Source organism: Arthrobacter sp. A2-55, assembly GCF_025548615.1.
Lineage (GTDB): Bacteria > Actinomycetota > Actinomycetes > Actinomycetales > Micrococcaceae > Specibacter > Specibacter silviterrae.
Genome location: NZ_JAJLOZ010000021.1, coordinates 34507 through 55495 on the forward strand (window position 1 = coordinate 34507; position 20989 = coordinate 55495).

General features: G+C 67.3%; 15 protein-coding genes. 5 read left to right on the forward strand and 10 right to left on the reverse strand.

Going from position 1 to position 20989, the window contains the following annotated elements; translation table 11 throughout:
- Window positions 1–28 precede the first annotated feature (28 nt).
- The 4 genes from LPN03_RS07860 to LPN03_RS07875 are packed head-to-tail and all read right to left on the reverse strand — an operon-like array spanning window position 29 to window position 4102.
- Window positions 29–1060 carry an ABC transporter ATP-binding protein gene (locus LPN03_RS07860; protein ID WP_262453819.1) on the reverse strand — a complete coding sequence of 344 codons (1032 nt, stop codon included), beginning with the start codon at window positions 1058–1060 and terminating at the stop codon, window positions 29–31.
- Window positions 1053–2108: an ABC transporter ATP-binding protein gene (locus LPN03_RS07865; RefSeq protein WP_262453820.1), complete on the reverse strand. Its 1056-nt coding sequence runs from the start codon at window positions 2106–2108 to the stop codon at window positions 1053–1055. Before LPN03_RS07865 ends, LPN03_RS07860 begins: the two co-directional genes overlap by 8 nt.
- The gene (locus LPN03_RS07870) at window positions 2105–3031 is read right to left on the reverse strand and encodes an ABC transporter permease (protein WP_262453821.1); all 927 of its coding nucleotides are present in this window, start codon (window positions 3029–3031) and stop codon (window positions 2105–2107) included. The genes LPN03_RS07865 and LPN03_RS07870 overlap by 4 nt, the downstream gene beginning before the upstream one ends.
- 3 nt (window positions 3032–3034) lie before the next feature.
- Complete coding sequence (locus LPN03_RS07875) at window positions 3035–4102, reverse strand: ABC transporter permease (protein ID WP_240901982.1); 1068 nt, start codon at window positions 4100–4102, stop codon at window positions 3035–3037.
- Between the two features lie 301 nt (window positions 4103–4403).
- Between LPN03_RS07875 and LPN03_RS07880 the strand changes: the two genes are divergently transcribed.
- From LPN03_RS07880 to LPN03_RS07895, 4 genes are read left to right on the forward strand one after another with little or no spacing between them, the layout of a single operon-like run.
- Entirely contained in the window at window positions 4404–7490 is a 3087-nt protein-coding gene (locus LPN03_RS07880) for an alpha-mannosidase (protein ID WP_262453822.1), read from the forward strand.
- Window positions 7487–8854, forward strand: coding sequence for a glycoside hydrolase 5 family protein (locus tag LPN03_RS07885; protein ID WP_205678221.1), 1368 nt, complete (start codon window positions 7487–7489; stop codon window positions 8852–8854). Before LPN03_RS07880 ends, LPN03_RS07885 begins: the two co-directional genes overlap by 4 nt.
- Window positions 8851–10443 carry a beta-N-acetylhexosaminidase gene (locus tag LPN03_RS07890; protein WP_262453823.1) on the forward strand — a complete coding sequence of 531 codons (1593 nt, stop codon included), beginning with the start codon at window positions 8851–8853 and terminating at the stop codon, window positions 10441–10443. Before LPN03_RS07885 ends, LPN03_RS07890 begins: the two co-directional genes overlap by 4 nt.
- Before the next feature lie 25 nt (window positions 10444–10468).
- A complete protein-coding gene (locus tag LPN03_RS07895; protein ID WP_262453824.1) occupies window positions 10469–12040 on the forward strand; it encodes a beta-N-acetylhexosaminidase in 1572 nt (523 codons plus the stop codon).
- A gap of 497 nt (window positions 12041–12537) precedes the next feature.
- Here the strand turns inward: LPN03_RS07895 and LPN03_RS07900 are convergent, their stop codons facing one another.
- Genes LPN03_RS07900 through LPN03_RS07925 form a run of 6 tightly spaced genes read right to left on the reverse strand, consistent with a single transcriptional unit; the run spans window position 12538 to window position 19637 of the window.
- Window positions 12538–13554: a LacI family DNA-binding transcriptional regulator gene (locus LPN03_RS07900; RefSeq protein WP_165183768.1), complete on the reverse strand. Its 1017-nt coding sequence runs from the start codon at window positions 13552–13554 to the stop codon at window positions 12538–12540.
- Between the two features lie 59 nt (window positions 13555–13613).
- A complete protein-coding gene (locus tag LPN03_RS07905; RefSeq protein WP_262453825.1) occupies window positions 13614–14930 on the reverse strand; it encodes an alpha-L-fucosidase in 1317 nt (438 codons plus the stop codon).
- A 54-nt stretch (window positions 14931–14984) separates the two neighbouring features.
- Window positions 14985–15713: a copper homeostasis protein CutC gene (locus LPN03_RS07910; RefSeq protein ID WP_165183769.1), complete on the reverse strand. Its 729-nt coding sequence runs from the start codon at window positions 15711–15713 to the stop codon at window positions 14985–14987.
- A 59-nt stretch (window positions 15714–15772) separates the two neighbouring features.
- Window positions 15773–17344 (reverse strand): M81 family metallopeptidase, encoded by a 1572-nt coding sequence (locus LPN03_RS07915; protein WP_262453827.1) that lies wholly within the window; start codon window positions 17342–17344, stop codon window positions 15773–15775.
- Entirely contained in the window at window positions 17341–18279 is a 939-nt protein-coding gene (locus tag LPN03_RS07920) for an ROK family protein (protein ID WP_262453828.1), read from the reverse strand. The genes LPN03_RS07915 and LPN03_RS07920 overlap by 4 nt, the downstream gene beginning before the upstream one ends.
- Window positions 18276–19637 (reverse strand): alpha-L-fucosidase, encoded by a 1362-nt coding sequence (locus tag LPN03_RS07925; protein ID WP_165183764.1) that lies wholly within the window; start codon window positions 19635–19637, stop codon window positions 18276–18278. Before LPN03_RS07925 ends, LPN03_RS07920 begins: the two co-directional genes overlap by 4 nt.
- 83 nt (window positions 19638–19720) lie before the next feature.
- Between LPN03_RS07925 and LPN03_RS07930 the strand changes: the two genes are divergently transcribed.
- The gene (locus tag LPN03_RS07930; protein ID WP_165183763.1) at window positions 19721–20971 is read left to right on the forward strand and encodes an ROK family transcriptional regulator; all 1251 of its coding nucleotides are present in this window, start codon (window positions 19721–19723) and stop codon (window positions 20969–20971) included.
- Window positions 20972–20989: the final 18 nt, after the last annotated feature.

Here is a 20989-nt window from a genome sequence, read left to right on the forward strand (position 1 = left end):
TATTGAAGTTGGTAAAACGTGAAATGTCTTAGTGTGAAACCAGTTCGCCTGACGCGGCCGCCTGGGCCTCGTCCTCCACGAGCCAGCACGCGGACTGGCGCCCGCCGAGTTCCAGGAGCGCCGGCTCCTGGCTCAGGCACCGGTCCATGACGGCCGGGCAGCGGGCGGCGAACCGGCAGCCGCCATGCGTTTTGCTGTTGTCCATGCCGGTGCCGGCGGCAGCCTCGGAGGGGATGGCCACTCCGGAACCCTTGAACCGTGCGGGGTTGGGCGCAGCGGCCAGCAGCAGCTTGGTGTAGGGGTGCTTCGGGTTGGCGATGACATCTTCGGTGGGCCCGGACTCCACGATGACCCCGCCATACATGACCGAAATCCGGTCGGAGAGGTAGCGGGCGCTGGCGATGTCGTGGGTGATGTACATGACCGCCATGCCCTCCTCCTCACGCAGGTCCTTGAGCAGGTTCAGCACGTCAAGGCGGATGGAGGCGTCCAGCATGGAGGTGGGCTCGTCGGCCAGGATGACGCTGGGTGAGACGGCCAGCGAACGTGCAATGGCAATGCGCTGGCGCTGGCCGCCGGACAGGTCGGTGGGGTACCGGTCAATGTAGGCCTCGGCCGGTGACATGCTGACGCGTTCAAGGAGTTCCAGCGACTTTTGCCGCACGTCCTTGCGTCCCTTGGCCAGTCCGTGGATTTTCAGCACGCGGCCCAGGATGTAGCTGATCTTCTTCAGCGAATTCAGGGAGGCAAACGGGTCCTGAAAGATCAGCTGGACGTTGTTGAAGTATTCGCGCTCGTGGCGGGGGGAGACCTTGATCGGCTCGCCGCGGAAGAACACCTCGCCCCCGGTCTGCTTGTAGATCAGGGAGAAGACGCGGGCAATGGTGGTCTTGCCGGAGCCGGACTCCCCCACCAGCGCCATGATCTCGCCGGCGTAGAGCTTCAGGTCCACGCCGTCCAGGGCCTTGATGGTCTTGCGGTCCCCGCCCACGTGGACGTCGAAGTGCAAGGCGAGGTTGCGTGCTTCCAGGACTGGGACTTGTTCGGTGGTCTCAGGCATTGAGTGCCTCCTTTGCTGGTTCCGGAATTTCCTGCGTGAGCAGGTGGCAGGCTGCCCGGCCGCCGGAGATGTCCAGCAGGGCGGGGATTTCGCTTTCACAGCGGGCAATCTTTTGGGAGCAACGCGGCGCGAAGGCGCATCCCTGCGGCAGGTTCAGCAGGTTCGGCGGCGAGCCGGGAATGCCGGTGAGCTTGCGGACAGGTTCGGTCAGCGGGGGGAAGGCGTTGCGCAGCCCCTGCGTGTATGGATGCCGCGGCGCCTCATACATTTGCGCCGCCGTGCCCACCTCAACGATCTTGCCGCCATACATGATGGCAATCCGGTCGGAAATTTCCAGCAGCAGGGACAGGTCGTGCGTGACAAAGGCGATGGCGAAGCCCAGCTTTTCCTGCAGTTCCAGCACCTTGGCGAGGATCTGGCGCTGCATGACGACGTCGACGGCGGTGGTCGGTTCATCCATCAGCACCAGTTCCGGGTCGCAGGCCAGCGACAGGGCAATGAGGGCCCGCTGCTGCATCCCGCCGGAGAGCTCGTGCGGGAACGCGTTGATGCGGTGTGAGGGGATGCCCACCATCTGCAGGAGTTCCTCGGCACGGGCAGTCGCCGTCGCCTTCGTCAGGGAACTGTCATGGGCCAGGAGCACATCCAGGAACTGGGCCTTCAACCGGCTCACCGGGTTCAGGCACGCCATGGCACTCTGCATGACGATGGAGATGCCGCTCCAGCGGTAGTCCACCAGCTGCTCTTCGGAAAGCTGTGTCAGGTCAACCGGTTCCTTGCCCTTGGCGTGGAAAACCACCTGGCCGGCGCTGGTCACCGCTGGCGCCCGCTGCAGCCGGCCCAGGGCGGCCAGCAAGGTGGACTTGCCCGACGCCGACTCCCCCGCAATGCCGAGGATCTCACCGCGGTGCAGGGTGATGTTGATGTCATCGCAGGCCCGGATGTTCCCGGCTTCGGTGACATAGTCCACGCACAGGCCCCTGGCCTCCAGCAGGGGCGGGGAGGTGGCAATGCGGTGGGCAATTTCAGCCACTGTTTCCAGTTTCATGCCATCGCTCCGATCTTGGGCTGCCCGGCGGCATCCTGGCGCTTCTTCTGCTTGAGGAACTTGCGCATCAGGGTCATGCGCTTGGAGCTCAGCGTGGGGTTGGTGACTTCGTCAAGGCCGAAGTTGATCATCGTCGTGGCAAAGCCGATCAGGGCCAGGCATATCCCCGGAGGGCCAAACCACCACCACTGGCCGTTGAACAGGGCATTCTGGGTGGTGGCGTAGTTGATCATCAAGCCCCAGCTGGGCTCGGCGGCACTGCCAATGCCCAGGAAGGCCAGGGAGGCCTGCATGCCCACACCTGCCGCGATCAGTCGCAGGAACATGGGGGAAATGATGCCCGAAAGGTGCGGCAGGACTTCCACCAGGATCACGCGCAGGGGATGCTCGCCGATGGTGCGCAGGGCGGCTGTGAAGTCACGGCCGCGCAGGGACATGGCCTGGGCGCGGATGGCGCGGGCACCGCCGGTCCATTCCAGCCCGCCGATGATGATGGAGACCAGCAGGACGTTTGCGTTCTGCAGGAGCCCGGCGATCATGAAAAGGATCGCGAAGGACGGGATGTTCTGGACCACCAGGATGACGCCGTTGAGGAACCTGTCCACGGCCCCGCCGGAGAAGCCGGCGATGGTGCCGATGACCACGGACAGCGCCGTACCGATGACGGCGGAAATCAATCCAACCAGCATGGAGCTGCGGGCTCCGTACAGCAGCCAGGAGAGGGCATCCTGTCCGGAGCTGGTGGTGCCCATCCAGTGGCTGGCCGAGGGCGCCTGGCCCATGGCGTTGCCGTCAAACGTGTAGGGGGTCCAGCCCAGCACGTGCTCGCTGAACGGCTGCCCCACGGCGGCGGCAAACAGGAAGACTCCCATGATGACGAGGCCTATCTGGACCTTGCGCAGGGACATGAATCTGGCGAACATGGCTTATTTCTCCTTCGTCCGCGGATCGAGCAGCACGTATACGGAGTCAGCGATGAAGTTGAAGACCAGGCTGACCAGGATGATGAGCAGCATGACGCCCTGCATGACGGGGTAGTCGCGCGTGCCCTGGGCGGCGAAGAGCAGGCTGCCCACGCCGGGGTAGATGAAGACGCTTTCGGCCAGGATCACGGCCGTCAGCGACGCCCCGATGGACTGGGCCAGGCCGGTGAAGTTGGGCAGGAGTGCGTTGCGCGCGGCATAGTTGCGCAGCACCTTGTTGGGCTTGAGGCCCTTGGCCCGCGCCAGCTGGACGTAGTCCTCGTTGACCGTGGTGATCATCATGTTGCGCATGGTGAACATCCAGTTGGCGAAGCCCACCAACACCAGCGTGGCCATGGGCAGGATGGAATAGATGGCCACACTGGTCAGGAACGTGGGATCAAGCAGGTTGATGGCCAGGCTTTCGTTGTAGGCGCCTTGGGGCGGCAGCCAACCGTTCTTGTAGCTGATGAACCAGACCAGCAGCAGGCCCAGCCAGAAGGCCGGGATGGAACTGAAGAACATGGCGATCGGGGTGACGATCGAGTCGAGCCTGCGCCCGGGCTTCCAGCCCAGCTTCGCGCCGGCCCAGGTACCAATGATCCAGCCAATGATGGTGGAGAAGATCGCAAGGTACAGCGTCCACGGGAGGGCCCGGCCAATGAGGTCGGCCACCGGGACCGGGTAGTACTGGATGGACAGGCCCAAGTCCCCCTGGAGGGTCTGGACCAGGTAGTGCCAGAACGCCACCAACACGTTTTGGTTTGGATCGCCGTAGCGGGCGTAGATCTGTGCCAGCGCATAGGGGCTGGGCATGTTGCCCGTCTTGGCAACGATGCTTTGGATCATCTGGTCCGCGGGGTTGCCCGGCATGAAGCGGGGCAGCATGAAGTTGGCCACCAGGGAGATAAAAGCCACGATCAGGTACGTGACGAGCCGCTTGCCCAGGTACTTGAATCCTTGGACCCGAGCCTTGTAGGAGAACCTGGGCTGCTTCTTCACTTCCAGGTCCGGCTCAGGCCCCTTATCCAAGGGCGGATGATCTTGTACATCAATGGACATATTTACCTCCCAAGTTTTCGTGGATTGTGAGCTACGATACATCAAATTTCAAATAAACAACACATACTTCATTCGATTACTTGAAGTAATAGTGCATCCTTTTTTCGAATATCAAATAAAGCTTGCCTCCAACGCTGGCATCTGGAGCGAAAAAGTGGTTGCATTGATGATGCTAGCTTAAGCGCCTAAGTGATGTCTGCCACTAGCACATATGCTTCTTGTAGGAAGATCCCCCGGCAGTAGATCCCACGCCCCCGAAAGGTGAGCCCCCATGCATGACAACCACAGCCTGATCGAGAACCGGTTACAGCGAGTCCTGAAGGAACGGATTGTTCCGTCCATCTACACCCCGGTGGCCGGCCTTGAGATGACTGCATGGCATGTGGACGGCGGCATGGGCGAGCCCGTGGACCCCGCCGTCGCCCTGCCCGGCGGCGACACCGCCCCGAAGGCTGTGGCGGGAGTGGAATACGTGCCGTTTGCCCTGGGCGAGGAATGGGGCCCCGCCTGGGGCACCAGCTGGATCCACATCACAGGCACCGTGCCGGCGGAGGCTGCCGGCGCCAAGGTTGAAATGGTCATCGACCTGGGCTGGGACGGGCATTCCCCCGGCTTCCAGGCCGAGGGGCTGGCCTACAACCCCGACGGCAGCGTCATCAAGGCACTAAACCCGTTCAACTCCTGGCTGCCCGTCACGGACAAGGCCGCCGGCGGCGAGAAGATCGACTTTTACCTTGAGGCGGCCGCCAACCCGCTGATCCTTGACCACAACCCGTTTGTCCCCACCGAGCTCGGCGAGAAGTCCACGGCCGGCAACCAGCCGCGCTACAAGGTGGCCAGGGCCGACATCAACATTTTCAACAGCGAGGTGTGGGAGCTGGTCCAGGACCTGGAAGTCCTGCACCAGCTCCAAAACGAGCTGGACTTGGGGAACCCGCGCCGCTGGGACATCCTGTACGCCCTGGAGCACGCGCTCGACGCCGTTTCCCTCACCGACATTCCCGGCACGGCCGCCGCGGCCCGCCAAAAACTGGAAAAGGTGCTGGCCCAGCCCGCCAACGCCAGCGCCCACCAGCTGACCGCGATTGGCCACGCCCACATTGACTCGGCCTGGCTCTGGCCGGTGCGCGAGACTGTCCGCAAGGTGGCCCGGACCAGCTCCAACATGGTGAACCTGCTCGCCGAATACCCAGACATGCAATTCGCCATGTCCTCCGCCCAGCAGTATGAATGGATCAAGGAACAGCGCCCCGAGGTCTTTGCCAAGGTCAAGGCCGCCGTGGAAGAAGGCCGCTTCATCCCGGTGGGCGGCATGTGGGTGGAGTCGGACACCAACATGGTCGGCTCCGAGGCCATGGCCCGCCAGTTCACCTATGGCCAGCGCTTCTTCCGCGAGAATTTTGGCATCCAATGCGAGGAGGTCTGGCTGCCGGACTCCTTCGGCTACTCCGCCGCCCTCCCCCAGATCGTCAAGCAGGCCGGAGCCAAGTGGTTCCTGACGCAGAAGATCTCCTGGAACACCGTCAACAAGTTCCCCCACCACACTTTTAACTGGGAGGGCATCGACGGCACCCGCGTTTTCACCCACTTCCCGCCCGTTGACACCTACAACTCGGACCTTTCCGGAGGACAGCTGGCCCACGCCGTGCGCAACTTCCGGGACAAGGGCGCCTCCAACCATTCCCTGGCGCCCTTTGGCTGGGGCGACGGCGGCGGCGGACCCACCCGCGAAATGATCGCCCGCGCCCGCCGCACCAAGGACCTGGAAGGCTCCCCGCAGGTCACCATCCAGACCCCCAAGGAATTCTTCACGGCCGCCGAGGCGGAGTACTCCAACGCTCCGGTCTGGAAGGGTGAGCTCTACCTGGAACTGCACCGCGGCACCTACACCTCGCAGACGCTGACCAAGCAGGGAAACCGCCGCAACGAGCACCTGCTGCGCGAAGCGGAACTGTGGAGCGCCACGGCCGCCGCCCGGGGCCTGGTCGACTACCCCTACGAGGAACTGGACCGCATCTGGAAGCTGGTGCTCCTCCACCAGTTCCACGACATCCTGCCCGGCTCCTCCATCGCCTGGGTCCACCGCGAAGCCGCCGAGCGCCACGCCGAAATGACGGCGGACCTGAATGCGATCATCAGCCGCGCCCAGGAGGCACTGTCCGCGGTTGCGGCAGGCACGGAAAACCTCGTGTTCAACGGCTCGCCGTTCGCCCGCCACGGCATCGCCGCCTTCTCGGCCGGCGTCCCGGCAGCAGCCCAGGCCCCTGTGACGGTCACGCGCGACGGCGGCACAACCGTCGTCGACAATGGCCTGGTCACGGTGACCTTCGGCGCGGACGGCGTCATCACCTCCATGGTGGACGTGGCGGCGGGACGCGAAGTGGTCCCTGCCGGCCAGGGCGCCAACCTGCTCCAGCTGCATGCCGACTTCCCGAACATGTGGGACGCCTGGGACATCGACGAGTTCTACAAGAACACCGTCACCGACGTGCGCGAACTGGATTCTCTGGAGACGGCAACCGAGAACGACGGCACGGTGGTGGTCACCATCGCGCGCTCCTTCCGCAACTCCAAGGCGGTCCAGGAGGTACGGATCGCCCCGGACTCAAAGACCATCACGGTCCGCAACACCATCGACTGGCACGAACAGGAAACCCTGCTCAAGGCGGCGTTCCCCATCGACGTGCACGCCGATTCGGCCCGCTACGAAACCCAATACGGCCACATCACCCGCCCGACCCACGAGAACACCTCCTGGGACAGCGCCCGCTTCGAGGTCTGCGCACACCGCTGGGTCCACGTCAGCGAGCCGGGCTTCGGCGCGGCCGTGGTCAACGACTCCACGTACGGCCACGATGTTTCCCGCCACCTGGGCGATGACGGTTCCAGCTACACCACGGTGCGCCTGTCCCTGCTGCGCGGGCCGAAGTTCCCCGACCCGGAAACGGACCAGGGCAGGCACCAGCTCACGTACGCGTTCGTGGTCGGGGCTGACGTGTCCGACGCCGTTGCCGCCGGTTACGCGCTCAACCTTCCCGAGCGCGCCCTTACGGGGGCCCCGGTTGCACCGCTGGTCACCACCAGCTCCCCGGCAGCCCTGGTGGAGGCCGTGAAGATGGCTGACGACCGCAGCGGCGACGTGATCGTGCGCCTGTACGAGCCCCTCGGCGCCCGCGCCAAGGTCACGCTGAACACCTCCTTCCAGGTGCTCTCCGCCGAGGAAAACAACCTCCTCGAACAGCCGTACGGCGCGGGCACCCTCACCGTGACCGACGGCGCCGACGGCGGCAAGACCCTTTCCGTGGCGCTGCGCCCGTTCCAGATCACCACCCTCCGCCTGAAGAAAGGCACCCAGTGACCGGCTCCCCGCACACCTTCGACGCCGCCTTTAACCAGGTCCGGCAGCAGCCGCTGCGCTGGGGCGTCAACTACACCCCCAGCGACAGCTGGTTCCACTCCTGGCAGGACTTGAACATTGACTCGGTCAAGGCGGACCTGGAATCCATCGCCTCCATCGGCCTGGACCATGTGCGGATTTTCCCGCTGTGGCCGCTGCTGCAGCCCAACCGGTCCCTGATCCGCCCCGAGGGCATCGCCGACGTCGGCAAGGTGGTGGACGCGGCCGCGGAATTCGGCCTGGATGTTTCCGTTGACGGGCTGCAGGGGCACCTCTCCAGCTACGACTACCTGCCGTCCTGGGTCACCAGCTGGCACCGCCGCAACATCTTCACCGACCCCGACGTCATTGCCGCCGAAGCCGAACTGGTCACGGCCCTGGCCACCGAGGTCACCTCCCGGCCCAACGTGCTCGGAATGACGCTGGGCAACGAGACGAACCAGTTCGCGGTGGCCCGCCACCCGGAAAAGCATGTGACCACGCCTGCGCAGATGGGCGAATGGATCAACACGCTCATCTCCTCCGTGAAGAAGGTGTGGCCGGCCGGCATGCACCAGCACAGCTTTGACGACAACGTCTGGTTCATCGATTCGTCCCCCGTGACGCCGCGCCACGCGGCCTCCCTGGGCGACTCCACCACGGTGCACTCGTGGGTGTTCACGTCCGTGGCGCAGCTGTTCCCGGCCGGCCACCCCGCCCGGACGCTCTTTGCCGACTACCTGGTGCAGCTGGCCGACGCCTGGGCCGACAACCCCGGACGGCCCATCTGGCTGCAGGAAATCGGCGCACCGTACCCGGCCGTGCCCAAGGCTGAGGCAGCCGATTTCCTGGAGGCCAGCCTGCGCCCGTCCCTGGACACCCCGAACCTGTGGGGCGTCACCTGGTGGTGCTCGCATGACGTCAGCCGCAAGTTGGCCGACTTCCCGGAGCTGGAATACACCCTGGGCCTGCTCGACTCGGACCGCAAGGTCAAGCCCGCGGGGCGCCGCCTGGCCGAGCTGATAGCCGAGGAAAAGCTCAACCCGACACCGCTGCGCCAGCGCGGCACGGCCCTGTCCTTCGACCCGGGGGACGAGTCAACGGGAATCGGCCGGTCCGTGACGGACCCGTCCGGGGAGGTGTTTGCCGCCTGGCTGGAACTGGCGGCCCGCGGCGAAAAGCCCGCCCTGGTGCGTGAATCGAAACTGGCGGACACGGCCCACCTGGCCGGACGCGGCATCACCAACGTTGTCACTCCCGGGCAGCTGGGTGCCGAGGCGGCCGGCACAGGCGCTGCCCCGGTGGTCAGCGAAGCAAACATATGGAACGAAACGGTGGAAGCATGAGCAAACTGAACCTTATCCCCCTCCCGACGTCGGTAGTTGAGCACCACGGCTTCACGGCCGTCCCCGAGGCATTCAGCGTGTCCTCCTTTACGCCGCTGGGCACCTGGCTGAACCGGGCGCTGGAGGACTGGCTGGATGCCCGCATCCAGGCGGTCCCGGCCAATCAGTCCGGCGGTGAAGAGGGCTGGCTGCGCATCACCGAGGACGCTGCCCTGCAGGAGGGCGCATACACGCTGGCCGTCAACCCGACGGGAATCGCCATCGAGGCTGCAAGTTCCGCCGGCATCATCAATGCGGCCCAGACACTGCGCCAACTGGTGGGCACTCGGGGCTTCAGCACGGCACCCCGGCGGGGCACCGGCGTCGAACTTCCCAACGTCACCATCACCGATGAGCCGAATTTCTCCTTCCGCGGGGTGCATCTGGACGTGTCGCGGCACTTCATGCCGCTGGATGAACTGCTGCGATTCATCGACCTGGCCGCCGCGCACAAACTCAACGCGCTGCATCTGCACCTCACGGACGACCAGGGCTGGCGCATGGACATTCCGGCGTTCCCGCGGCTTCGGGACGTCTCCTCATGGCGCAGCGACACCATGGCCGTCTACACGGAGGACGGCCGGTTCATGACCGGGCGCCCGCACGGCGGCTGCTACTCCATCCAGGAACTGCGCGACGCCGTCGCCTATGCCCGCGAGCGCGGGGTGACCATCATTCCTGAAATTGACCTGCCCGGGCACTCGGTGGCTGCCATTGCCGCCTACCCGCAGCTGGGCGTCGACGCGCCGGACGTCCAGGTGTGGACCGGGTGGGGCGTGAACGACTGCATCCTGGACCCTTCGGACTACACGCTGGACTTCTTCCGCACCGTGCTGGACACCGTGATGGACGTCTTTGACGCCCCCATCATCCACATTGGCGGCGACGAGGTTCCCTACGAACGCTGGCACGCCTCCGACACAGTGCGGCAGCGCGCGGCGGAGCTGGGCCTGGAGTCCGTGGAACTGCTGCACGGCTGGTTCCTGGGCCAGCTCGCCGCGCATGTGGAGGCCCGGGGGCGCCGCGCCGGCGTGTGGCACGAGGCCGTCAGCCCCACCATGCCGCAGACGGCCGTGGTCAACGCCTGGGGCGGGCTGGACACCGTGGTGCACAGCCTGTCGGCAGGCTACGACACCACCATTTCCTGCTGCTCGCACCTGTACCTGGACTACCGCGAAAATGACGATCCCCGCGAGCCCAGCGGCTGCAGCCCCCTGCTGTCCACGGAAAAGCTGTACAACTTTGAGCCACTGGAACCGCGCGTGCTGGCGGCTGCCCAGGCCGGAGGTGCCGCGATCACAGGCATCCAGGCGCAGATCTGGACGGAGTACCTGGACACCCGCGAGATCCGCGACTACAACACCTACCCGCGCCTGAGCGCCTTCGCCGAGCTGGCCTGGAGCCGGGACCGCGACTATGCGGACTTTGCGGAGCGGCTCGAGGACGGGCACCTGGACCGGCTGGCGGCTGCAGGGGTGGACTTCCGGCCGCTGGCCGGCCCGCACGCCTGGCAGGAACGCCCGGACATCGCGGCCAAGGCCGGGCGCTGAGGGCGGGGCGCAGCCAGTTATGAGGATGCAGACCGTACCCGCCGTGCAGCAGTGGAAGGACCGCGACGGCCGGGGGCCGGGCGTGCCGGGACCCTGGGTTCCCGCGTCCCGGCCGCGTGTGGTGGTGGCGGCACGGGATGCGCCCTTGTTGGGGGAACTGGCTGCGCTGCTGTCCGGGGAACTTGCCGGGGAACGTGCCCGGGAACGTGCAGGGGAAGTTGCCCGGGAACGTGCAGGGGAAGCCGGCCCGGCCGCCCCTGCACGCTTCCAGGCCCCCGCCGGCCCCGCCCAGCCCGGCGACATCGAGCTGCGCCTCGAGCCGCTGGTCGATGCGGGCCTCACCGCCGGGCAGCTGGCCGAGGCCTACCGGCTGACGGCCGGCCCGGTCCTGACTATCACGGCCCCCGCCGTGGCGGGCCTGTACTACGGCACCCGGACGCTGCTGCAGCTGTTGCGCAGCGGGACTGCGCCCACCGGCACCATCACCGACTGGCCCGCGTTCGAACAGCGCGGCGTCATGGTTGATGTCGGCCGCAAATACTTCTCCCCGGAATGGCTCAAGCGTCTCATTGAAAACATGGGCTGGCTGAAGCTGAACCACCTCCACCTGCACCTGAACGACAACGTCGGGGTTGGCCTGGAATGCGCCAGCCACCCGGAAATTGTCAGCGAAAAGCACCTCTCCTACGCGGACCTGGACGGCATCCTGGCCGTCGCGGCCACCCACCACGTCACGGTGGTGCCCGAGTTCGACACCCCGTCCCATGCGGCCGCCATCCTGGCCCGGCGCCCCGAACTGGCCATCACGGACCGCCACGGGACCGTTGAAAAAGACAAGCTCAATGTCGCCAACGCGGCGGCCCGGACGCTGGCGGCCGACGTCGTGCTGGAATGGGCGGACCGCTTCCCCGGACCGTACTTCCACCTGGGCGGCGACGAATTCTTTGCCGCCCCCTGGGAGCCGGCCGGGCACCAGGACCCGCTGCGCTACCCCGGCCTGGCCGCGTGGGCACGGGCGGAAACCGGCAACCCGGGCAGCACGGCAGTGGACGGGTACACGCTCTACCTCAACCAGCTCAGCGCCCTGCTCCGGTCCACGGGGAAACGGGCCCGGGTCTGGAACGACCACGTGCACCCCGGCGCCCGCGGTGTCCCGTTGGACCCGGATGTGGACCTGGAATGCTGGATCCGCTGGAATGCCGGGTTCCCTGGCGCCAGGGACTTCCACCGCGCCGGCCACCGCCTTGTGAACCGCAACGGCGACCACTTGTACTTTGTGCTGTCCTCCGACTCCGTCCCGCCCACCACGGGCAGGAAGTCCGCCGAGGGCGTGTACGAGTTGTGGCGCCCCCGCTTATTCATGGGGGCGGCCGGCGGCCTGCTCGACGACGAGCTGGACGCGTCGGTGCCCGTTGCCGGGGCGGTCATGTCGATCTGGTGCGACTACCCTGACGCCCTGACGGAGGCGGAAGTGGCGGATCAAACCCTTGACTGGTTCCGGTCCCTGTCCCAGCAGCTCTGGGGATCGCCGAAGCCCTGTGGCACATTTGCCGAATTCAGCACGCTGTTCCCAGCCGTCGGAACCGCCCCGCGCTAGCCCGCTGGTCGAGCAGCGAGCCCGGTGGTCGAGCAGCGAGCCCGGCGAGCGCGTCGAGACCTGGATTGGCGCCCGCCGCTGGTCGAGCAGCGAGCTCCGGTAGTCGAGCAGCGAGCCCTGCGAGCGCGTCGAGACCCGGGGTCCGCACCCGGTGGTCGAGCAGCGAGCCCTGCGAGCGCGTCGAGACCCGGGGTCCGCACCCGGTGGTCGAGCAGCGAGCCCTGCGAGCGCGTCGAGACCCGGGGTCCGCACCCGGTAGTCGAGCAGCGAGCTCTGCGAGCGCGTCAGACCAAAGAATTCGACAAGCTCAATCACCGCCCGCCCCCGCATTCTCCTCAGAAAAAACCGCAGACCTGATGACAGGGTGGAAATCCGGGAACGCCACATTGCCCGCAAAAAGTGATAGAGCGTCAGGCGAAAAGCGGTAAAAGGTGGTGGAGCGTTGCCGGAAAAACCGTAAAAGGTGATGGAGCGTCAGAGGGGGCGTTGGGGGCCGATCAACGGCCGGCCCCTTCCACGGTGGAGTCGCGCACCACCAGTTGCGGCGTTGGCATTTGCACATCCTCCGGCGTGGTCCCGGCCATGAGTTCCAGCAGGCTCCGGGCGGCCTCCGCCCCCATCACCGTGGGGTCCCGGCGCAGCGCGGTCAGCTGCGGGCGGATGGCGGTCCAGATGATGTTGTCCTCCCACGCCACCACGGCCATGTCCTGTGGCACGTCCAGGCGGTGCGCATTGAAGGTGGCCAGCCCTGCCAGCGCCAGGACCTCGTTGTCGTAGATGATGGCCGTGGGCCGCTCGGGCAGGGCCAGGATCTCCTCCGTGGCCTCCAGGCCGGAATGCTCGGAGTAGTCCGTGAGGTAGCTGCCGTGGGCCCTGATGCCAAGCTTTTTTGCGGCCGCTGCGAAGGCTTCCACGCGGCGGCGGGTGTGCAGGAGGTCATTGATGCCCGCCACGTGGGCGATGTCGGTGTGGCCCTGTCCGGCCAGGTGCTGCACCAGCACGGTCATGGCGGCTGCATCGTCCACGCCCACAAAGGGCAGTCCAAAGCCCGGCGTGCCGCCAATGGCCACAGCGGGCAGCCCCAACCCTTTCAGCTGTTGGGGACGGGTGTCGGTGGTGCGCGGGTCAACCACAAAGACCCCGTCCACGCGGCGTTCGGACCACCAGCGCTGGTAGGTTTCCTGCTCCTGCTCCAGCGTTTCCACGATCTGCAGCACCAGCGCCTGGGATTCGGCATTGATGACGGATTCTATTCCGGCGATGAGCCGGAGGAAGAAGGAATCGTTGCCCAGGCCGTCCCTGCCGCGGGCCAAGACGAGCCCCACGGCCCCGGCCCGCGCGCCGGACAGGGCGGCGGCGGCCACATTGCGGCGCCAGCCCAGCTTCTCCGCAGCCTCATGGACGCGTGTGACGGTGGCCGGTGAGACGCCGCCCTTGCCATTGAGGGCAAAGGAAACAGCCGCCTCGGACAGCCCGGTAACCTGGGCGATCTGGCGCATGGTGGGCCGGGACATGGATTCCTTTGTGAGCTGGATGGCCGGACGCCGAAAATGACGACGATTAGCTACCCATTTTATCCGATGCCGCCCTCCGGCTCGGCGCCCGGCTCCGCGGTGCCCTCCGGCTCGGCGCCGCCCTCCGGGGCCGCCGTGGGTGCCGTGTAGCCTTCCGGGAGCCGGGGCACGGCGGCCCCGGGGTCGCCCATGTACACGCAAGCGGACGCCAGACGTGCACCAGCGCCGCTGAAGTCAACCCGCAGCCGGCCCCCGGAGGTGGGCTCCACCTGGTGGATGCGGCGGATGCCCACGGTCCGGCCCGCCGCCACCTCCCGTCCGTCCACGGACACGGCATGTCGGGTGATGTGCTGCCCGCCGGCCAGCTCCTCCACCAATTCAACGTGCGTGAATTCCACCCGCTCGGGCAGCGTCAACGTGGCCCCGCCGCCGTCGTGCTCCACCACTGCCTCGACGCGCCCCGAGAGCCTCCGGTCCAGCTCGGCCCGCCAGGCGTCCACGGTGCGCCGGTCTGCCTCAGGGATCAGCCCGCGCCGGTCCGGAGCCAGGTTCAGCAGCAGGTTCGCCCCCATCCCCACCGAGCGGTAGAAGATGGCGAGCAGGTGCTCCACGGACTTCGCCTCGTCCCCGGCATTCCAGAACCAGCCGCGGCGGATCGAAACATCGCACTCCGGCGGCAGGTAGGCGGGCGAACCCAGCCCGGTGGCCGCGTCCGTGTACTGGTCATTGTCCGTGTGTGCCACAACATACTGGACCGGGTCGCCGGCCAGCCCGTCCTCATTGCCCACCCAGCGGATGGTCGGGTGCCCCATGTTGAAGATCATGGCCTCCGGCTGGTGCTGGCGGACGACGGCGGCAATCCGGTCCCAGTCGTAGCTGCGGCCATCGGAGCCCGCCCCGTCAAACCAAAGTTCCATGAGCGGGCCATAGCCGGTGCACAATTCCGTCAGCTGGCGGAGGTAAAAGTCGTCGTATTCCTCCGGGTCGCCGTAGCACGCCGCGTTGCGGTCCCACGGGGAAAGGTAGAGGCCAAAGCCCATCCCGGCACGGGCACACGCGCGCGAAACCTCAAGGACCATGTCACCCCGCCCGTCCCGCCACGGGGAAGCAGCCACGGAATACCCCGTGGTTTCCGTGGGCCAGAGGCAAAAACCGTCATGGTGCTTCGCCGTCAGAACCAGGTACCGGGCTCCCGCAGCCTGTGCGGCTGCCACCCAGTTGTCGGCGTCGAAGCCGGACGGGTCAAAGCTGGCCCCCGGCAGCGTCCCGTCACTCCACTCCAACCCCGAAAAGGTGTTGACACCAAAATGAACGAACACCCCCAGCCCCAACTCCTGCCAGCGAAGCTGCGCCGCGGTCGGCACCATCGAAGCCATGGTCGGGCCCTTTCAGTTGGTCCCAGGGCGGCGGCCTGCCCGCCGCCCTGACAGTCATCGAGCGTGAATTGCCCGCCGCGCCTGCTCCACCAGGTCAAGGCTGGTGGCGTCAAGTTCCTGGGCGCCGCCGCCGGGTCCGGCCGGGTGCTGGTCCACGAACGGTTCACGGGCCGAAAGGTGCACGGCGTCCACGCCCGCCGCCACCAGTGCGCCAATGTCCTGGATGCGAACGCCGCCGCCGGCCATGATCTGCACGCCGTCCGGCCCGTTGGAGGCCATGGCGGCCAGCACGGCGAGCCCGTCAATGCTGCGCACCGCACCGCCGGAGGTCAGCACGCGGCCCACCCCGCGGCCGGCCAGCCTGTCGAGCTGCCCCAGCGGGTCGGCGCAGGCGTCCAGCGCCCGGTGAAACGTCACGGGCAGCCCGTCCGCGGCCTCAACCCACCGTTCCAGCGCGGCCAGGTCGATGGTCCGCCCGGGCGTCAACGCCCCCACCACCACGCCGTGGACGCCGGCGGCCTTCAGCAGCCGGATTTCCCGGCACATGGTGTCCACCTCCTCGGCGCTGTACACGTAGCCTCCCCCGCGCGATCGCACCAGGGCATGCACAAATCCCGCCCGGCCGGCCGATTCCAGCACGGCCTCCATGGTCCCCTGCGAGGGCGTCAACCCGCCCATGCGCAGCGCCGTGCACAGTTCCACCCGCGCGGCTCCCCCGGCTGCCGCGGCCCGTGCCCCGGCAGCGTCCTGCACGGCAATCTCCAGCTCGGCTGTGGCCTGCACCGCAGGGCCATGCACCGCAGGGCCATGCACGACGGCGGCGCCCGGGCCTGGTGCGCCCGTCACCGGCGGTGCACCACGGCGGCCAGGGCAGGGGTGGCGCCGTCGTCGGTGAACGGGAAAACGCCCCCGGCCAGGTGGGAGTGGCCCAGGCGCAGCAGGTCCTGGTCCACGCCGCCAGGCGTCAGGGCCAGCTTCCAGCCGGCAGCCGCTGCGAAGAGTTCCGGCTCCAGGTAGCCAATCTTCACCACGATCACCTCGAATTCTGCCGGGTCCAGGCCCAGCTGGCTGAAGTCGCTGATGTGGTGGAACGGTTTGCGCCGCTCGGTCAGGATGGCGAACACATTGCCCACCTGGATCACCGCCTGCGTGCCCGCCGTGGGGTCGCCTTCCGTTATAGAGTAAACAGTGCCGCGCAGCCTGACGGGTCCGTGCGCGTTGTTGTCAACCCGGGCTCCGGCCTCAAGATCCACGGCTCCCCCGACTCCCGCCGCCACGGCCTGCGCCACGGCTCCGGCGTCGAAAATGGAGGCATGCACCAGGCGGACATCGGCCGCGGCCAGGGCCTTGCTGTCCAGCAGCCGGGCCAGCGTCCAGGTGACGTCGCCGGCTCCGCCCGCCGTCGGGTTGTCACCGGTGTCGGAGAGGAAGTACGGGCGCGGCGCCCCGGGGGCGATGGCGGCTTCGATGCCCTCGTCGAGGGTCGCTGTCTCAGCCACAAACGAGAAGTCGCGGCGGGCGTCCCAGAACAGCCGGGCCAGCCGTTCCGACTCGCGCCGGACCACGTTCCCGTCGTCGCCCGTGACCACCACGTAGGCCTGGCAGCGGGGCTCGTCGGCCCAGGCGTAGCCGATCCAGATCGACGCGTCGAGGACGCCGTCGAGCCCGGCAACGGCCGGGATTTCCTCATACAGGCCCTTGGCCGGCTCAATCCGGGTGCTGGTCTTTTCCCCGGGCAGCAGCACGGGCACCGGCACCCACGCCTTCAAGGGGCGGCGCAGCTGCACGTCCGCGCCGGTGGCGGCCCGCAGCCGGGCCAGCAGGTTGAAGACGGCGCGCTCCTTCGTGTTCATGGCGTCCTCGTGGGGTGCCATGCGGTAGCAGGTGATCAGGTCAACGTTTTCCAGCAGCTCGAAGGAGACGTTGCCGTGCAGGTCCATGGAGGCGGATACCAGGGCTGCATCGCCCAGGGCCTCCCGGGCGTGACGTGCCAGGTCCCCCTCGGCGTCCTGCATGCCCACCACGCTCATGGCGCCGTGGATGTCGAAGAACAGGGCGTCCAGGGGACCGGCGTTGCGGATTTGTGCCACGATCTCGTCGCGGAATGCCCCATACAGTGCCGGGTCCACGGCGCCCCCGGGAAGGGACCGGGCATGCATGAGCGGCACCCACTCCGCGGCGTTGCGCAGTTCCTGCCCCTCGTCGAGGAAGGGGTAGTAGGCCAGCAGCTCCGCGCCGCGCCGCACAGTGAATGCCTCCGCGCCGCTAATGTGCGGGGAAAACGTGCTGGACTCTATGGAAATGCCCGCGATGCCGATGCGCGGCCGGGCCAGGCCGCCGGCAACCAAGGGCGGCAGTGGCGGGCACCAGACTTCCGACTGGTCCGGGCGGTGGATGGTGGGGTGCTCAGTCATGATGCTCCTCGCAGGGATCCGGTGGTGCGTTCAAGGGTGTCAAAATTCTCCAGCGGGCGGTGCCCGGCGTGGTCCGCGGCATACGCTGCCGCCCCGATGATGCCGGCGTCAGGACCCAGCTGGGCCGGCGCCACGCAAGGCGTGGAATCACGTCCGTGTTCGGCCAGCAGCTGTGCCAGTCGCGCCCGGACGGGTTCCGTCAGGGCTGCACCCGCTGCACTGACTCCCCCGCCAACCAGGATGAGGCCCGGGTCCAGGAGCATCGCCACCTGGCTCAGGCCGAAGCCGAGCCAGTGGGCGATTTCGGCAAAGTCTTCCTCCGTGCGGGCCTCGTCTTCCAGGACGCTGCCGCTGGCGTACCTGTCCAGGCAGCCGCGGGAGCCGCAGCCGCAGGGACGCCCGCCCGGGTCCACCACCATGTGGCCGATTTCCCCGGCCCAGCCGTGGGCGCCCGAAACCAGCTTGCCGTTGACAAGCAGGCCCCCGCCAATCCCCGTCCCCACAGTCACCATGGCCACGTCCTGCACCGCGCGGGCCGCACCGAAGCGGTGCTCGGCCCACAATGCGGCGTTGGCGTCGTTGATGACCAGGGCGCTGACGGGCAGGCGCGCCTCGATCAGCTCGGCCAGGCGGGTGTTTTCCAGCTCCAGGTTGGCCGCGTAGGACACTGTCCGGTGGTCCAGGGAGACATAGCCGGGGACGGCGATTCCCACCACAGCCCTGTCGTCGCCGGGCCAGGCCCCGGCACTGACGGGCGAAAAATGGCGGGCATCGCGTGACAGCCGGCCGACCAGCCCGGCCGCAGTGTCTGCAATGGCCACTTCGCCGGTGGGCGTGGGCAGCTGGACGCGGTCCAGGACCGTGCCGTCCGCAGCTATCAGCCCGGCCGCGATCTTGGTGCCGCCAATGTCCACGCCAATCCAGGGCGCCATCATGCGCGTGCCTGCCCGTCGGCCGGATGCGGAATGCACAGCACGGCAACGGGCGAAGCGGCCAGGGCACCAGGCACCACGACGGCGCGGTCACTGCCGCCGTGGCCGCCGTCGTTCTTGGAAAGGCCCAGCCACACGCCGCCGGTGACAACCAGTGGCGCCGGGGGAAGCTCGGCTCCCGGGGTGGTGACCGAAAGGTAGGTGGCGTCCGGGCCCACCGTCACGGCGAAATGGTCGCGCTGTTCGGGGGTCAGGGTGCCGGTCCAGGGCCGGGTGCCGTAGATGGCTGCGCCGTTGGTGGCGAGCCAATCGCCGAGGCCCAGCAGCCGTTGGCGGTAGGCATCCGGGACGGTGCCGTCCGCGGACAGGCCGATGTTGAGGAGGAAGTTGCCGTTGCGCGAGACCACCGAGACCAGGTGGCGCACCAGCTCGGCCACGCTGAGCAGCTCGGAATCGCTTTCGTTTTGGTTGACGCCAAAGGACCGTCCCAGGCCGCGGCAGCTTTCCCAGTGCCGGCCGTCCAGCCCGCCAATGTCGCTGTATTCGCGGGTCAGGTAGCCGTGGGAGGGCACGCCCCAGCGGTCGTTGACGATGCCGTCAGGCACGGCCGCCCGGTAGGCTTCGAAGAGGGCCGCGACGCCGAAGTCGGCACCGGACTTGCCGGCGTCGGGCCATTCAATGTCATTCCACAGCAGGTCCGGGGCAAAGCGGTCCACCAGCTCCCTGGCCTGCTGGTGGGAGTAGCGGGCAAAGTCTTCGTCATTGCGGCGCAGGCGGAAAATGTCGGGATCGGAAGCGATGGCCGGGAAATCGCTGACATGCCAGTCCAGGGCGCCGGAGAAGTAGGTGCCAAACTTCAGCCCAGCGTTGCGGGAGGCGGTGGCAAATTCCTGGATCAAGTCGCGCCCGGGGCCCCGCACGGCACTGTTGAAGGGCGTGGTGTCGGTGTCCCACAGGCAGAAGCCGTCGTGGTGCTTGGCGGTGGGGACCACGTATTTGGCACCGGCCTGGCGGAACAGCTCGATGCATGCGGCGGCGTCGAAGTGCTCCGCCTGCCAGGCGTCGGCGAGGTCCTCGTAGCTGGTGCCCGGGCCGAAGGTGGCACGCTGGTAGGCCTGGGCGCTGCTGCCCTCAAGGCGGACGGTGTTGGCGTACCACTCGGCGTACTGGTGGTCGCGGTAGGCGTCCTCCACCGCCGTCGGGCCGCTGCCCACCTCCGCCCAGGCCGGCACGGAGTACAGGCCCCAGTGCACAAAGATGCCGAATTTAGCCTCCGCCAGCCACTGCGGAAATTCCCATTCCGGGTAGCTGGGGGCGTCGGCGCCCAAGTCGGGACCGGTGCGGTCCTCAAAGTTAATCACTGCTGCCAACCCTTCATGGCTGCACAAGCAGCCGGCGACTTGCCGAACTAATTAATTCGGTAGCGAATTAATGGCATAATGTTATGCTAATCACGTACTTCGACCTGAGTCAACAGGGGACCACAATTACAACTTCGCGGATTCGCCCACACCAGGGGGCCACGGGCGACGCCGTCAGCAGGGCTGAAATCCTTGGGCTGCTTGGCCAGGCCGGTCCGCTCAGCCGGGGGGAAATCGCCAGGCGGCTTGGCCTGGGGCCGGCCACCGTCACCGCCCAGGTTCGCAGGCTCATGAATGACGGTTACGTGCGCGAGCTGCCAGCCGGCGCCCGGACCGGCGCCGGCCGCCCCCGCGTGCCGGTGGAACTGATTGCCGACTCCGCGACGGTGATCGGCATGAGCGTCACCCCCACCAGCGTCATGCTGGTTTCAATGCGCATTGACGGCACCGTTGCGGACTCCCGTGCTGCAGCCTTCAATCCTTCCGCCGATCCGCTGGGCCAACTCACGGCCATGGTGGTGGCGGAACAGGCCGCCATGGAACATCCGGAGCGCGTGGTGGCGGTGGGCATTTCCGTTTCGGGCGCAGTGGACCAGGCGCTGTCCACGGTGCGGATCTCGGCCACGCTGAACTGGCGCGACTTCAGCCTGGGCGCGCAGCTGCAGCAAGCCGTTGGACTGCCGGTTTTTGTCGCCAATGACTTGTTTGCCCTAACCACCCGCGAGGTCAGTTTTGGGCTGGGCCGCAACAAGGACGACTTCCTGCTCTTGGGGCTGGACTACGGCGTTGGGCTGGGAATCGTCAACCGGCGCAGGGTGTTCAGCGGATCGGACGGCTCGTCAACGGAGTTCGGGCACATGTCAGTCGATCCCGGCGGACCGCTGTGCGTGTGCGGCAACCATGGCTGCCTGCAGGTTTACGCCGGCCTGAATGAGGTCCTGGACGCGGCTCCCGCAGCCGCGGGGCGGCTTAGCTTGGCGCCGCTTGGCGCGGGGCGGCTTAGCTTGGCGGGGCTGTTGCGTGCCGCGGACGACGGCGACCCCGCCGTGGTGGACTTCGTGGCCGGGGTTGGCCAGCGTCTGGGCCGCTCCGTGGGCGGGGCGGTAAACCTCCTGGGCACCGCCACCATCATTGTGACCGGGCAAACCACGGCGCTGTGGGAGCACCTGGACGGCGGTTTCCGCCGTGGCCTGGATGAAACGGTGCTCAAGTTCCTGCATCCTGTCGATGTCACCGTGAAGGCCTGGACCGAATCCGAGGACGCCGTTGGCGCGGCAGGGCTGGCGCTGCATAACGCCATCAGCCTCAATGTGCCGCCGCGGGCCGGGGGCTGAGCGGGGCACCGGGCTCCA